The 13875-nt window shown below is 44.0% G+C and carries 12 protein-coding genes, 2 tRNA genes and 1 pseudogene; 10 read left to right on the top strand and 5 right to left on the bottom strand.

Annotated elements, in window-relative coordinates; all coding sequences use genetic code 11:
• The first annotated feature begins 108 nt into the window (after nt 1-108).
• The 6 genes and pseudogenes from glyQ (at nt 109) to CHRO_RS24175 (ending at nt 6020) form a co-directional block, all read left to right on the top strand.
• Complete coding sequence (gene glyQ, locus CHRO_RS24200; protein ID WP_015156860.1) at nt 109-987, top strand: glycine--tRNA ligase subunit alpha; 879 nt, start codon at nt 109-111, stop codon at nt 985-987.
• A 7-nt stretch (nt 988-994) separates the two neighbouring features.
• On the top strand, nt 995-1474 hold the full coding sequence (locus CHRO_RS24195) for a DUF4079 domain-containing protein (RefSeq protein ID WP_015156859.1): 480 nt from the start codon (nt 995-997) through the stop codon (nt 1472-1474).
• A 75-nt stretch (nt 1475-1549) separates the two neighbouring features.
• Nucleotides 1550-2354 (top strand): annotated as a pseudogene (locus CHRO_RS34950) (NYN domain-containing protein).
• A gap of 12 nt (nt 2355-2366) precedes the next feature.
• Entirely contained in the window at nt 2367-4652 is a 2286-nt protein-coding gene (locus tag CHRO_RS24185) for a ComEC/Rec2 family competence protein (protein WP_015156858.1), read from the top strand.
• Nucleotides 4653-4693: 41 nt separating this feature from the next.
• Nucleotides 4694-4780 (top strand) — tRNA-Ser (locus tag CHRO_RS24180).
• A gap of 136 nt (nt 4781-4916) precedes the next feature.
• On the top strand, nt 4917-6020 hold the full coding sequence (locus CHRO_RS24175) for a TRAP transporter substrate-binding protein (protein WP_015156857.1): 1104 nt from the start codon (nt 4917-4919) through the stop codon (nt 6018-6020).
• A gap of 87 nt (nt 6021-6107) precedes the next feature.
• Here CHRO_RS24175 and CHRO_RS24170 read toward each other — a convergent pair whose 3' ends face one another.
• From CHRO_RS24170 to rpmI, 3 genes are read right to left on the bottom strand one after another with little or no spacing between them, the layout of a single operon-like run.
• Entirely contained in the window at nt 6108-6941 is an 834-nt protein-coding gene (locus CHRO_RS24170) for a transporter substrate-binding domain-containing protein (protein ID WP_015156856.1), read from the bottom strand.
• A gap of 10 nt (nt 6942-6951) precedes the next feature.
• Nucleotides 6952-7305, bottom strand: a complete 354-nt coding sequence (rplT, locus tag CHRO_RS24165) for a 50S ribosomal protein L20 (protein WP_015156855.1) — start codon at nt 7303-7305, stop codon at nt 6952-6954.
• Nucleotides 7306-7325: 20 nt separating this feature from the next.
• Complete coding sequence (gene rpmI / locus CHRO_RS24160; RefSeq protein WP_015156854.1) at nt 7326-7523, bottom strand: 50S ribosomal protein L35; 198 nt, start codon at nt 7521-7523, stop codon at nt 7326-7328.
• Nucleotides 7524-7757: 234 nt separating this feature from the next.
• Here rpmI and CHRO_RS24155 point away from each other — a divergent pair, with 234 nt between their 5' ends.
• Nucleotides 7758-8957 (top strand): DUF7453 family protein, encoded by a 1200-nt coding sequence (locus CHRO_RS24155; protein WP_015156853.1) that lies wholly within the window; start codon nt 7758-7760, stop codon nt 8955-8957.
• Here CHRO_RS24155 and CHRO_RS24150 read toward each other — a convergent pair.
• Nucleotides 8950-9744: a TrmH family RNA methyltransferase gene (locus CHRO_RS24150; protein ID WP_015156852.1), complete on the bottom strand. Its 795-nt coding sequence runs from the start codon at nt 9742-9744 to the stop codon at nt 8950-8952. The genes CHRO_RS24155 and CHRO_RS24150 overlap by 8 nt on opposite strands.
• A gap of 130 nt (nt 9745-9874) precedes the next feature.
• Nucleotides 9875-9956: transfer RNA gene (locus tag CHRO_RS24145), tRNA-Leu, on the bottom strand.
• 343 nt (nt 9957-10299) lie between these two features.
• Here CHRO_RS24145 and murA point away from each other — a divergent pair.
• The 3 genes from murA to CHRO_RS24130 all read left to right on the top strand — a co-directional run bounded on the left by murA (nt 10300) and on the right by CHRO_RS24130 (nt 13865).
• Complete coding sequence (gene murA, locus CHRO_RS24140; RefSeq protein ID WP_051033298.1) at nt 10300-11679, top strand: UDP-N-acetylglucosamine 1-carboxyvinyltransferase; 1380 nt, start codon at nt 10300-10302, stop codon at nt 11677-11679.
• 130 nt (nt 11680-11809) lie between these two features.
• On the top strand, nt 11810-13147 hold the full coding sequence (locus CHRO_RS24135) for an adenylosuccinate synthase (RefSeq protein ID WP_015156850.1): 1338 nt from the start codon (nt 11810-11812) through the stop codon (nt 13145-13147).
• A 79-nt stretch (nt 13148-13226) separates the two neighbouring features.
• Nucleotides 13227-13865, top strand: a complete 639-nt coding sequence (locus tag CHRO_RS24130; protein WP_015156849.1) for a 50S ribosomal protein L25/general stress protein Ctc — start codon at nt 13227-13229, stop codon at nt 13863-13865.
• The last annotated feature ends 10 nt before the right edge of the window (nt 13866-13875 follow it).

The raw sequence follows: 13875 nt of genomic DNA, 5'->3' as shown, positions 1-13875 counted from the left end.
CTTTGTCAACTACTTGGCAGAAAAATATTTTCGCTCGCCCCAGACTGCTGATTTCACATAGTTTAAGCGACAATGACATATGCATTGTGCTGCTGAGGAACGAGACTTGTGAACTTTCAATCAGTGATTGCTGTACTAAATAAGTTTTGGGGCGATCGCGGTTGCTTGATTGCCCAACCCTATGACACGGAGAAAGGTGCAGGTACGAAAAATCCCCATACTTTTCTAAGAGCGTTGGGACCTGAACATTGGTCAGTCGCTTATGTGGAACCTTGTCGCCGTCCTACAGACGGACGATACGGAGAGAATCCTAATCGCTTTCAACACTATTATCAATATCAAGTATTGATTAAACCTTCTCCTGAGAATATTCAAGGCATATATCTCGATTCCTTAAGAGCTTTGGGTATTCACCCAGAAGATCATGATATTCGCTTTGTAGAAGATAACTGGGAAGACGCGACTGTCGGTGCTTGGGGTACTGGTTGGGAAGTTTGGCTGGATGGGATGGAAATTACTCAATTTACCTACTTTCAACAGTGCGGTGGGATTGATTGTCGTCCTGTTTCAATTGAAATTACCTACGGCTTGGAACGACTAGCAATGTACCTCCAGGGAGTAGAGGCATTTACAAAACTGAAATGGACTGACAACATCACATACGGAGACGTTCATCTCCAAGGGGAAATCGAGCAGTGTACGTATAACTTTGAAGCCTCAAACCCCGAAATGTTGCTGACGTTGTTTAACATGTACGAGCAGGAAGCAGAACAACTGACTCAAAGAGCATTAGTTTTACCTAGCTTGGATTATATTTTGAAGTGTTCTCACACTTTTAACCTACTAGATGCTAGGGGAGTGATTTCTGTTACGGAGCGGACTCGTTATATTGGCAGAATTCGGCATTTGGCAAGAAAAGTGGCTCAACTGTACATTCAGCAGCGGGAAGCGTTAGGGTTTCCACTGCTGCACAAAGCAAAAGGGTAGAAAACTAATGGATAATCTGAGAGAGCTATTGGAACCGATCGCAGCTTGGTTTCGTAGTTTGGGCATTCCAGAACCAATCGTGCATTGGGGACATCCCTTAATGATGGGAATTGTCGTGTTTGTGATGGGTAGTTTTGTTGGATTTGCGGGGTGGCGAGGAAGAATAGTTGCAGATAAGGACGTTGCAGTTGAAAATTTGATATCTCACCGTACTCTAGCGCCTTGGATGTTTGGCTTTATGGCAGCTGGTTATACTGGTGGCTTGCTATCGTTGGTAATGCAACAACAACCAATATTGAAGAGTCCTCATTTTTGGACTGGATCGATTGTACTACTGTTATTGCTAGTAAATGGAGCGCTCGCGTTTTTTGGTTTTGGTAAAGATAAAGGTACTTTACGCACAGTTCACGCTTACTTGGGGAGTACAGCGCTTTGTTTAATGTTTCTCCATGCTGTCTTGGGATTGAGGTTGGGTTTGGCGATTTAATTGCTTTGTATTGAGATTGCTGTTGGAGGTGGGAATTATAAGCTCATAAAAAGCTAAAATCCCACCAAGCTGATGATGCCACATGATGTTTTGCTTAAAACTGCGCGACTTGCAGTACTTATTGATGCAGATAATGTAGAAGCAAGTCTAGTTGAACCTTTACTAAAAGAAATTACTAGCTGCGGTATTGCTTGCGTCAAACGAATTTATGGAGACTGGACGCAATCCCAACTAAGTAGCTGGAAAGAAAAGCTACATAAGTTTGCCATTCAACCGATACAGCAATTTAGCTATACATCAGGCAAGAACTCTACAGATAGTGCCTTGATTATTGATGCAATGGATTTACTATATACCAACAAATTTGATGGTTTTTGTATTGTTTCCAGCGATAGTGACTTCACTAAGTTAGCTTGCAGAATTAGAGAAGCTGGTTTGATCGTTTATGGTTTTGGCGAAAAAAACACCAGAAGCTTTTGTTAAAGCGTGCGATCGCTTTATTTATACAGGAAGTTTAGACAATAGTTCGACGAAGGAAAAGCAAACTTCAACCGTAATTGTAAGTAAAAATGAACAAGCATCTACTGAAGTTTTACAAAAAATATTCGAGCAAGTTCATTCAAAATTGAAACACGATCGAGAATTAATAGAACTTGTTAAACAAGTGTACGATATGACTGTAGGAAAAGATGGATGGACTAGTGTAGGTATATTAGGACATCAGTTACATAAGATGTATCCATCTTTTAAATCGAAAGATTATGGTTGTACAAATCTCAGTAAACTAATTCAATCTATGAAGATATTTGAAATTAAACAAATTCCCCGCACTAAAAACCCAAATCATAAAGATATATATATCAAATTCAAGAATAAATAATTGTTACTATTAATGAATCACATTACTCTGACTATCTTTTGCTTTGCATATATTTTAGGCTTACTAGCTACTGCATTCAATTGGGGAGAATATAGCTTAATAGTTATAGGAATTCTAACTGTAAGCTTATCACACTTTGGTAGAAAAAGTATATTGAGAACTAAGTTACATAGAAGTTTTTGGCAGATCGAGCCGCAAATATGGTTGTTAGCTGGATTAGTAGGGTTTGGTGCAACTATATATTTTCAAATTAGAACACCGCATCCTAGTGAGAATGATGTTAGTAAATTTATAACTGCTACTCTTAAAGATTCAGTACAAGTTGTAACTGTTCAAGGAACAATTACTAGTACGCCACGCTTAACAAGAAATCAACGATCGCAATTTTGGCTAGAAGCGTTTCATTTAAATATTGGCAACGATATTAGTAAAGATATATCGGGAAAATTATATACAACTGTACCTTTATTACAAGCAACTGGATTGCATGAAGGAACAAGAATTACTACAACAGGAATTTTATATAAACCTAAATCGCCAAATAACCCAGGAGGATTTAATTTTCAGGCTTATTTAGCTAGAGAGGGAAGTTTTGCTGGTTTAAAGGGAAAAGAGGTTAGTTTAATTGATTCTGAAATCAATAATAAAACTAAGAATTGGGGATGGTGGACAGTCAGACAAAAAATTCTTCGCTCTCAAGTGCAATGGTTAGGCGTACCGGAGGGTGTTTTGGTAAGTGCGATGGTTTTAGGAAACCGCGTAGTTGACTTACCATCTTCTGTCAGCGACTCGTTTATTCGAGTTGGTTTAGCTCATGCTTTAGCTGCATCCGGTTTTCAAGTATCTCTAATTCTTGGAGTAGTATTAGCGATCGCTCAGCGTTTTTCTAATCGAATTCAATTTATTATTGGAGTATTGGCACTCCTAATTTTTCTCGGTCTTACAGGTTTACAACCATCAGTTTTAAGAGCAGTTATTATGGGAATTGGTGCTTTAACTGCTCTAGCATTAGAACGAAAAGTTCAACCTTTAGGATTAATTTTATTAGCTGCTACTCTGTTATTATTCATCAATCCTATTTGGATTTGGGATTTAGGTTTTGAATTTAGTTTTCTAGCAACTTTAGGATTAATAGTAACAGTACCCGCTTTGACGAACAAGCTAGATTGGTTGCCGCCTACGATCGCCACTTTAATCGCAGTGCCAATTTCAGCTTATATCTGGACAATTCCGCTGCAAATATACAATTTTGGCTTAATCTCACCTTATAGTATTTTAGTTAACATAATAACAACAATACCAATTTCCATTATTAGCTTAGGGGCTTTTATCAGTGCGCTCGCAGCGTTAATACATCCAGCTATGGGGAGTGCTTTAGCTTGGTTATTATATTATCCAACTTATTACCTCATGGAACTCGTCGATTTTTTTACTAGACTGCCAGGAGCAGCAACCGCTGTAGGAATAATATCCTCATTACAGCTCGTAATAATATATGGGTTATTTATCTTAACTTGCAGTCTAAAATGGTGGCAGAAAAAATGGTGGATTGTAGGTCTAGTCACGATTAGCTTAATATTTATTCCAGCTTGGCAAACTCAAGCTAGCTTATTCCGAGTTACTGTTTTAGCAGCAGGAAAAGAACCTGTTCTAGTTATACAAGACCGGAGTAAAGTCTTATTATTAAATAGTGGAGATGAAACCACTTCTAGGTTTACAGTTTTACCTTTTTTACAACAACAAGGGATTAATCAGCTCGATTGGGCAGTAGCAGCAGAGCCTAATTCGATGAACAACATAAATGGTTGGTCGTTACTTTTGCAAAATTTATCAGTCAAAAATTTTTATAATTGCCCTAATCGCGATCGCAGCATAAAGATTACTGCCAAACTAACAGATCCAAACTGCCAGCAGTTGCTTCCAGAGCGAGAAATATCTACAGGTTCGACATTTATAAAGCTACTCGATGCCCAACAACAGATTCTACAGATACAGATCCAAGATCGGATCTGGTTAATTTTAGGGGAAAGAGAGATAGAGAAGACTGATACAAAATTACCACATGCTCAGGTATTGGTATGGTCGGGAGAGAAACTAGATTCTAGCTTGATTGCAGCAGTGAAGCCGGAAGTGGCGATCGCCTCTAGTGCTAAACTCGATCCGAAAACGATCGCTGAATTGCAACAAGGCAAAACTAAGGTGTTCTTGACGGGTAGAGACGGTGCAGTGCAATGGACACCCAAAGATAAGTTTGAAATTGCAGTAGAAACAGTTGAAGACAAGGCATCTGCACTGTAAAATAGTATTCTTGTCTAAAATAAAGCAAGACTATCTCCTGTGGAGAGGTGGCAGAGTGGTTGAATGCGGCTGACTCGAAATCAGTTTTGGGGTCAAACCCAACGGAGGTTCGAATCCTCTCCTCTCCGTTTCTAAATTAATAAACGCGATCGCGCAACAGAGATAACGAGCTGCCGTGGTACGATCGTCATGCTTTTAAGTCAAATGTGCTGTTGGTGACATAACCAGTAGTATGATGACCGATTCTCAATTTTTAGAGCAACAATGAAACGGCGACGATTTATTGCCAAAACGACTACGGCTGCTGCTACCACCACAGCTTTAGGTGCTTGCGTCCGCGTGCAAACCAATAACGCCCAGCAAGCAGGTGCTTTACCGAAAGTACGATGGCGCATGGCTACAAGTTGGCCTAAAGCTTTGGGGATTTTCGGTGGTGCGGAAACCTTCAGCAAGCGGGTGCAGGAAATGTCAAATGGGCGGTTTATCATCACGCCATTTGTCGCGGGGGAATTAGTCCCGGGATTGCAAGTTCTAGATGCAGTCCAAGCAGGAACGGTTGAATGCGGTCACACCGCTAGTTACTACTATATTGGTAAAAATGCTGCCCTTGCCTTTGCCACATCCGTACCATTTGGATTAACTGCCCAGCAGCAAAATGCTTGGCTGTATCACGGTGGTGGTTTGGAAGCAATGCAAAAGCTTTATGCTGATTTCAACGTGATTAATTTTCCGGCTGGTAACTCTGGGGCGCAAATGGGTGGCTGGTTCAAGCGAGAAATTAAATCAGTTGCCGACTTGAACGGTTTAAAGATGAGAATTCCTGGCTTGGGAGGTCAGGTGATGTCGCGCTTGGGCGTGAACGTGCAGGTGCTACCTGGCGGAGAGATTTATCTAGCACTAGACCGAGGTGCGATCGATGCAGCAGAATGGGTTGGTCCTTACGATGATGAAAAATTAGGTCTCAATAAAGCAGCAAAGTTTTATTACTACCCGGGTTGGTGGGAACCAGGACCAACTTGGGAAGTATTGGTCAATCGAGCTGCTTGGGATAAGCTGCCAAAGGAATATCAAGAAATTCTCAAGAGTGCTGCTACAGATGCCAATATGGATAATTTGGCTCAATACAATGCTTTAAATGGGGCAGCATTAGAACGGCTCGTGAAGGGCGGAACAAGGCTAACTCCTTATACTAAAGAAATTATGCAAGCAGCACAAAAGGCAACTACCGATTTGTTATCTGAAAATGCTGCTAAAGATGCGACTTTTAAACAGATTTACCAGCAATGGAATGCGTTCCGCGCCCAAGTTTATAGGTGGAATGAGATCAATGAGTTAAGTTTTACGAGTTTTACATTTCCTTCTGTTTGATTTATAGTGTTTTGCTTTTTGTTTACGGCAAAGAATATCCCCCTAATCCCCTTTTTAAGGGGGCTGAAAGAAGTCTTCCAATCCTTCTTATTTGCGTAATTTATCTACAGGTAAGCCCCAAAATTCTGCCCGTTGTCGCAGCCAGCCCGCAGTAGTATAACGGGCGATCGCAGCGTTGACTTGTTGTCGCAAGCTGTCGTATTGCAATCCTTTTGGCATGACTACAGCTAACGGTTCGGCTGACAATAATGTCGGTAGAATCTCATACTGGGGATATTCTCGCACCCAACCGCTCAACACGCTGGCATCGGCTGTAAAGGCGGCTGCTATGCCAGACTCTAGCAATGCGTGCGCCTGTTGATAGGAATCAACGCCTAATAACTGTACTTGCGGTAACAAATATTTTATTGTTGGAATTGTGGAAGAACCTTTGAGGACGGCAACTGTTTTCTTGGCAACATCGTTGAGACTTTCTGCTGTTGCTTTTTTAGCAATTATTGCCGCACCATCCATGTAGTAAGGCGGACTGAAACTAACCAAACGCGATCGCGAATCTGTAGCTGTGACTTGGGCGATCGCTAAATCGACTTTATCTTGTATTACCGCATTGAGGCGATCGCGGTTTGCAACTGGAATAAATTTTACTGCTGCTGGGTTTCCCAGTAAATCTGCTGCTAATTTTTGGGCGAGTTCAATTTCTAATCCCCGCAGCTTTCCTTGGCGATCGCGAAAGCCTAGAGGAGGTAAATTGTCTTTTACAGCTACTAAAAGATAACCCCGCTGTTGAATCTCTTTAAATTCGGCGGCGTTGCTTTTAAATGTGAAAGGGTAAAGGGTAAAGGTTAAAGGGAAGAGTAAAAGAAAGAAGTGCAAACAGTTCGTCATGCTTCTACTTACCTTCATTCTGCCTTCATCCTTCATCCTTTATCCTTTATTTTGCTTGATTTGCGAGTTCTGCAACTTTAGCAAAGCTAGCCGGATCGAGAACTGCCAATTGTGCCAACATTTTGCGGTTAATTTGAATCTCAGCTTTCTTGAGATTCCCCATCAATTGACTGTAGCTCATCCCGTGCTGCCTTGCCGCTGCATTAATCCGCACGATCCACAGGCGACGAAAATCGCGCTTGCGCTTGCGGCGATCGCGGTAGGCACTCCGCAATGCTTTCATCACTTGCTGATTTGCCGTGCGGAACAAAGTCGAGTGAGAACCGCGAAATCCTTTCGCGAGTTTGAGAATTTTTTTGCGGCGTTTGCGGGCAACGTTACCGCGTTTTACCCTAGTCATGAATAGAATTCCTTAGTAACTTACAAATAAGGGAGCATCATCCGAACGTTTTGCTCGTCGCGTTCGTGTACGAGTGCTGCTTTTGAGAGACGATTCTTTCTAGCAGTCGTTTTCTTTTCCAAAATGTGATTTTTGAAAGCTTTACGACGCACGATCTTACCAGTGCCTGTGGCACGGAACCGCTTTGCCGCTGCTTTGCGAGTTTTCAGTTTAGGCATGAACTAGCTCTGATTCGACACAATCCATTAATATAGCATCTTTCATATTTCTTCTACTGTAAATTTTTATATGGAGTTGTGGGGGTTCGTTTAGGATGTATTGACGATCGCGCTCTAGCTAAGTTTTAACAAAATAGCTGAATTTTCAGATTGTTGACGGTTGACGGTTAATGGTTGAGCGCTGACATTTATGAAATTTCATGCGTTTTGTATTCTTTGCAGCGTTAGATAGTTATGAAGTCAAAAAGTTGTATTGCAGTAGCAGCCATTGGTCTGAGTTTGAGCTTAATCGATAGTGGAGCGATTGCGGTCAAGTCTTCCAAGTACGCTTACCAAAAGATGGCTGATACGAGTAGTTCTTTTAGCAGCTTTGGATTGCCTGTTATCAACAATGCTGGAACCGTTGCCTTTAGTGCCAATACGGACGGAGCATTAGGAGCATACACCAGTACGGGCAAGACAATAACAACGATTGCCGAAAACGTTGGTTTATATGAAAGTATCGGTAGTCCCATCGCTATTAACGATACTGGAACCGTTGCTTTTGTTGCCACACCAGCAAGGGGAACTACCACCACAGAGTATCCAACGGAAACGATTTTTACTAGTACAAATGGTAAGGTAACTCAAGTTCCTGCTTACAAGCCATCACCTGAGAGTGGCTATCCTGCCTACGATCGCATTGTATCTTTGGCACTTAATAATCGAGGCACTATTGCTTATGTCGCTCAGAATATGCGTGGTATTGGTGTATTGAGTAGTGATGGTAGGCTGATTGCTGAAGCAAGTGACGCTAGATTGTCCACTGTAGATTCAGCCAATATTAACGATCGCGGCACGATCGTCTACAGATCTCAAAGTGGTAGAGCCTTTGAAATTTTTGCCAACAAAGGGACGAAAACTACAACTTTATCCAGTACTACTTATCCTTTGTATGTCATGGCTCCTAAGAATGGCGCTTTCTCTCCCTCGCTCAATAACCGAGGAACGGTTGCATATGTTGCTTTGGAAATCAAACCGACAAGCGAATACACGGCTGAGTTTAATCCTGCTAAGGCAGCAATCTTGAAGAGTAACGGCACTAAAATAACTACTGTTGCCGATACTAACGGAGCCTACAGCAGCTTTAGCAGTGGGAACAATTATAATTCTGCCGCTGTACCCCCTACAATTAACGATCGCGGTACGGTTGCATTTTTTGCGCAACTAGATACAGGTGGCGAAGGAATTTTTATTGGTTCCGATCCTGTCAAACATAAAGTTATTGCTACTGGTGATTCTTTATTTGGTTATACGGTACAAAGTGTTGCTCTATCTACAGATGGAATCAACGATTTCGGTCAGGTAACTTTTATTGCCAGACTAGCTAACGGTACAGAAGTCATCGTCCGTGCCGATCCGCTTGGTGCTGGCTGCAATTGTTTTGTTAAATAGACTCTACCTGTTGCTGCGATCGCTGTCGTTGTGCTTCATATAACAGCAACGCTGCTGCGATTCCCACATTCAACGACTCTACCCCTGCACTGAGGGGAATTTGCACCTGTAGATCTGTCATTGCCGTTAGATCTGCTGATAATCCCGCTCCCTCATTTCCCAAAAGAATGACACTCGGACGCTGCCAGTCTACTTCCCAATATGTCATCTTCGCAGTAGGTAAAGTCGCGATCGCTTGCATTCCCGCCGCCTGACACTGGAGTACAGTTTGCCGCAGATCTTGACTCACGACCATCGGCAATCGAAACCACTGCCCAGCGGAAGCTCGTAACACCTTGGGATTGTCTAAATCTACACTATCCCTACTCAACCACAGCCCCGATGCACCAGCCGCCGCCGCCGTGCGAATTATCGTTCCCAAATTCCCAGGATCTTGCAGCGTCTCTAAAGCTAAACTAATGCCTGTATGGGGTACTTCTCGCCCTTGCTGTCTAGTTGCTGTCGCTACAACTCCATCGGGATTGATCGTAGTTGCGATCGCCTGCAAAACCTCTGGAGTGACAATTTCTATCCGCGCTCCCGATTGACTAATCTGCTGCCAAAGCTGTTGATGGTTTTCCTGCCATTGGGAAGTACAACAGACGCATTCCAAGGGATACTTCGCTGCATAAGCCTCCTCTAACAAATGCGTTCCTTCCAAGAGAAAAACACCCTGTTGCGATCGCTGTTTGGCAGAGTGCAGCTTTCGCATCTGCTTGACCAGAGGATTTTGCAAACTCGCGATCATATATAAAATCTACTATTGACGATTCGGAACTATCGTGGTAGTAATTAACTGCCAACTAGATTCACAGGACATATAAGGCTAAACATATAAAGCTAATAGCTCGTTGCTAGTAACCAAAACTCCAAATTGATGCGGAACCCGGGACTTGAACCCGGAAGCCTTTCGGCACATGAACCTGAATCATGCGCGTCTGCCAATTCCGCCAGTTCCGCTTGCTTTCGCCCTCGGTGGGCGCAATTTCTCATCATCACTTAAATATCTGTGTTTGTCAAGGTTTTTCAATTGTCAGTTATCAGCGGCTAGTGGCTAGAAAAGAGTCAAACCACTAGCCACTAGCCACCAGCCACTCATAAGTAACTAATGACCAAATCTAAAATTTTTTAACTAAAGCAAAAACATTAGAGGGCAGCAACTGTAGAAATACCGAGATAGATCCAGATATTTGTAGCAGAGATAAGAAAATTCACAGTTTAAACTTTTACCATCTCAATGTAAAATCTAAACCAAATTTTTGCCAACTCGGGTACGGATTAACTAGATTCGGAGGACAGAGCCATTACTACTACCCATAACTCAATTAGACCGCAGCCTTCACCAGAAGTCGATCCAGCCGTACTGGAAATTTGGGGCGGGCATCCTTTGGCAGGTCAGGTCAAAATCAGCGGAGCAAAGAATTCTGCCCTTGTTATCATCGCTGGCGCTTTGCTCTGTCCTCAAGACTGTCGTATCCGTAACGTACCATCACTCGTGGATGTGGCGCGCATGGGTCAGTTATTATCATCGCTGGGAGTAAAAATCTCTCAACACGGTGATGTATTAGATATTGATGCTAGCGATCTCAGCACATCTCAAGCTCCATACGAAATTGTCAGTCAACTACGGGCAAGTTTCTTTACCATTGGTCCGTTACTAGCTCGCCAGGGATATGCTCAAGTCCCCTTACCTGGTGGATGTACGATTGGAGCTAGACCAGTTGATTTGCACGTCCGGGGCTTACAGGCAATGGGGGCAGATGTCCAGATCGAGCATGGTATGGTCAATGCCTACGTCGCTGGCAGTAGCCGGAGATTGAAAGGAGCCAAAATCTATTTAGACTATCCCAGCGTCGGTGCAACAGAAACCTTGATGATGGCGGCGACATTAGCTGAAGGAGAAACAGTCATTGAAAACGCTGCTCAAGAACCAGAAGTTGTCGATCTAGCTAATTTCTGTAACTCTATGGGAGCGCGCATTCGGGGAGCTGGAACTACAGCAATTACGATCTCGGGCGTTCCCCGCTTGCACTCAACAGATTATGCAATTATTCCCGATCGCGTGGAAGCCGCAACTTTTTTAGTAGCGGGAGCCATCACCAACTCCGAGATCTCATTAGCGCCAGTCATTCCCGACCATCTCACCCCGGCGATCGCCAAATTGCAAGAAATTGGAGTGCAGATTGTTGCCGATGCACCTGACTGCCTTCGTATTGTCCCTGGTGAAGGATTACGGGGAACGGATATTAAAACTCTGCCTTACCCTGGTTTTCCCACAGACATGCAAGCGCAGTTCATGGCTTTGCTGAGTTTGAGCGAGGGCGATAGCGTCATTACCGAAACTGTATTTGAAAACCGCCTGCGCCACGTCGCCGAACTCAATCGCATGGGGGCAGATATTCGCGTTGAGGGCAATATTGCTGTCGTGCGGGGAGTACCCCTACTATCTGGTGCGCCAGTCGTCGCTAGCGATCTACGCGCTTCAGCCGCTTTGGTACTAGCAGGACTAGCAGCAAAAGGTAAGACAACAATTCAAGGACTGCACCATCTCGATCGCGGTTACGAGAAACTAGAAGTCAAACTGCTCTCCTTGGGAGCGAGGTTACAAAGAGTAACAGGTGCGATCGTTTCTCCCGAGCGTCAACTAGGAGTTAATAATCCTACAGCGAACAGTTATCAGTGAGCAGTGACTAGTGGCTTGAAAAATCTAGTCACCAGCCACCAGTTACTAGTCACTTCTTTAGATCTTGACATCAGATACAATCTGCGACTATAGTTGTGGATTGTGTCAACTCTAACATTCAGAAATACCCTTGGCTAACGTCATTGTTATAGGAGCCCAGTGGGGCGATGAAGGAAAAGGAAAGGTCACGGATTTACTCAGTCGCTCCGCTGACATTGTGGTTCGTTACCAAGGGGGAGTCAACGCCGGACACACGATTGTCGTCCAAGATCAGACTTTCAAGCTGCATCTGATTCCCTCTGGAATTCTGTATCCTAAAACAGAATGCATTATTGGCTGCGGTACGGTCATCGACCCAAAAGTTTTGATTGAGGAACTCGATCGGCTAGAAAGTTTAGATATTTCTACAGATAACTTGTTTATCTCTGAAACCGCTCATGTCACCATGCCTTATCATCGGCTGATCGATCGCGCGGCAGAAGAGAGACGGGGTAATTATAAAATTGGCACGACAGGGCGAGGAATTGGACCCACCTATGCCGATAAATCAGAACGGACGGGGATTCGAGTTCTCGATTTAATGGATTCGGTAGGACTGCGAGAACAGTTACAGTGGGCGATCGAATATAAAAATGTCATTCTCGAAAAACTTTACAATCTACCACCTTTAGATCCAGAAGCCGTCATTGACGAATATTTGGGTTACGCAGAACGCTTGCGTTCCCACGTAGTCGATACCTCGCTGAAAATTTACGACGCGATTCAACGGCGGCGAAATATATTATTTGAAGGCGCTCAAGGTACGCTGCTGGATCTCGACCACGGCACTTATCCCTACGTCACCTCCTCTAACCCCGTCGCGGGAGGGGCTTGCGTTGGGACAGGGGTAGGTCCCACGGCAATCGACCGCGTGATTGGCGTAGCAAAGGCTTACACGACGCGGGTAGGAGAAGGTCCATTCCCCACAGAATTAGACGGACAACTAGGGGAACTATTGTGCGATCGCGGGGCAGAATTTGGTACGACTACCGGAAGGCAACGGCGCTGCGGTTGGTTTGATGCCACCATCGGTCGCTATGCCGTGCGAGTGAACGGCATAGACTGCTTGGCAATTACGAAGTTAGATGTCCTCGACACGCTCGAAGAAATCAAAGTTTGTGTCGCCTACGAAATAGATGGCGATCGCTACGAACACTTCCCTCGCAACGCCCGCCAATTTGCCAAAGTCCGCCCGATTTATAAAACTTTACCAGGATGGCAGCGATCGACAGCTGATTGTCGCACGTTAGACGATCTACCCAGACAAGCGCTCGATTACCTGAAATTTCTGGCAGAGTTAATGGAAGTACCGATCGCGATCGTCTCTCTCGGCGCTAGCCGCGACCAAACTATCATCGTGGAAGACCCAATCCACGGACCTAAACGTGCTTTATTGCACGCTGACGGCACGCCCGTCTCAGCTAGCTAAGTAACGAATCGTCAGTTGTAGGGACGTACAGATGTACGCCCCTACATTAGCAACCAACAACTAACAATTAACAACAAAGATGGAACTTACAGTTGAGTGTCAAAAACGCCCAGAGGGAAGTCAACCTAATGCTTTACGTCGCGGTGGCATGATTCCAGCAAACCTTTACGGACATAAAGGTACAGAAGCAATTTCTCTAGTCATGAATGCTAAAACAGCAGAAACAATGCTGAAAAAGGCTTCTGTCAACAACACCATCATCGATCTAAACATCACCGATCTTCCTTGGCGTGGTAAAACTCTGGTACGGGAAGTACAATCTCATCCCTATAAGGGAAATATCTACCACATCAGCTTCTTTGCCGTTGCAGCGCAAGATTCTGTGGATGTAGAAGTACCTCTACATTTTGTTGGCGATGCAGTAGGCGTAAAGCAAGAAAGCGGAATTGTCGATACACTGGCAACAAGCTTGCAGATTCGTTGCAATCCCGATAGTATTCCAGAGGCGATTGAGATTAATATCTCTAACCTACACGTAGGTGATAGCTTGTACGTTCGCGAACTAGTTTTACCGTCAGGGGTAACAGTTTTAGGTGACACAGAACAAGCAGTTGTGACTGTTTTATCACCGCAGAAGACAACCGCAGCTGCGGTAGAAGAGTTGGAAGCAGAGGCAGGAACGGAATCAGCATCAGAATCTGATGCAGAAGCAGAATAATAGCTGACAA

Source organism: Chroococcidiopsis thermalis PCC 7203 (assembly GCF_000317125.1).
Classification (GTDB): Bacteria; Cyanobacteriota; Cyanobacteriia; order Cyanobacteriales; family Chroococcidiopsidaceae; genus Chroococcidiopsis; species Chroococcidiopsis thermalis.
The sequence above is the reverse complement of the archived record's forward strand: the minus strand, read 5'-3'. Positions and strand labels throughout refer to the sequence as shown.

Excerpts from the sequence above, each read along its gene's own strand:
- CHRO_RS24195 (WP_015156859.1), top strand. The coding sequence starts at position 995 with ATGGATAATCTGAGAGAGCTATTGGAACCGATCGCAGCTTGGTTTCGT.
- CHRO_RS24185 (WP_015156858.1), top strand. The coding sequence starts at position 2,367 with ATGAATCACATTACTCTGACTATCTTTTGCTTTGCATATATTTTAGGC.
- CHRO_RS24175 (WP_015156857.1), top strand. The coding sequence starts at position 4,917 with ATGAAACGGCGACGATTTATTGCCAAAACGACTACGGCTGCTGCTACC.
- CHRO_RS24170 (WP_015156856.1), bottom strand. The coding sequence starts at position 6,941 with ATGAAGGATGAAGGCAGAATGAAGGTAAGTAGAAGCATGACGAACTGT.
- rplT (WP_015156855.1), bottom strand. The coding sequence starts at position 7,305 with ATGACTAGGGTAAAACGCGGTAACGTTGCCCGCAAACGCCGCAAAAAA.
- rpmI (WP_015156854.1), bottom strand. The coding sequence starts at position 7,523 with ATGCCTAAACTGAAAACTCGCAAAGCAGCGGCAAAGCGGTTCCGTGCC.
- CHRO_RS24155 (WP_015156853.1), top strand. The coding sequence starts at position 7,758 with ATGAAGTCAAAAAGTTGTATTGCAGTAGCAGCCATTGGTCTGAGTTTG.
- CHRO_RS24150 (WP_015156852.1), bottom strand. The coding sequence starts at position 9,744 with ATGATCGCGAGTTTGCAAAATCCTCTGGTCAAGCAGATGCGAAAGCTG.
- CHRO_RS24130 (WP_015156849.1), top strand. The coding sequence starts at position 13,227 with ATGGAACTTACAGTTGAGTGTCAAAAACGCCCAGAGGGAAGTCAACCT.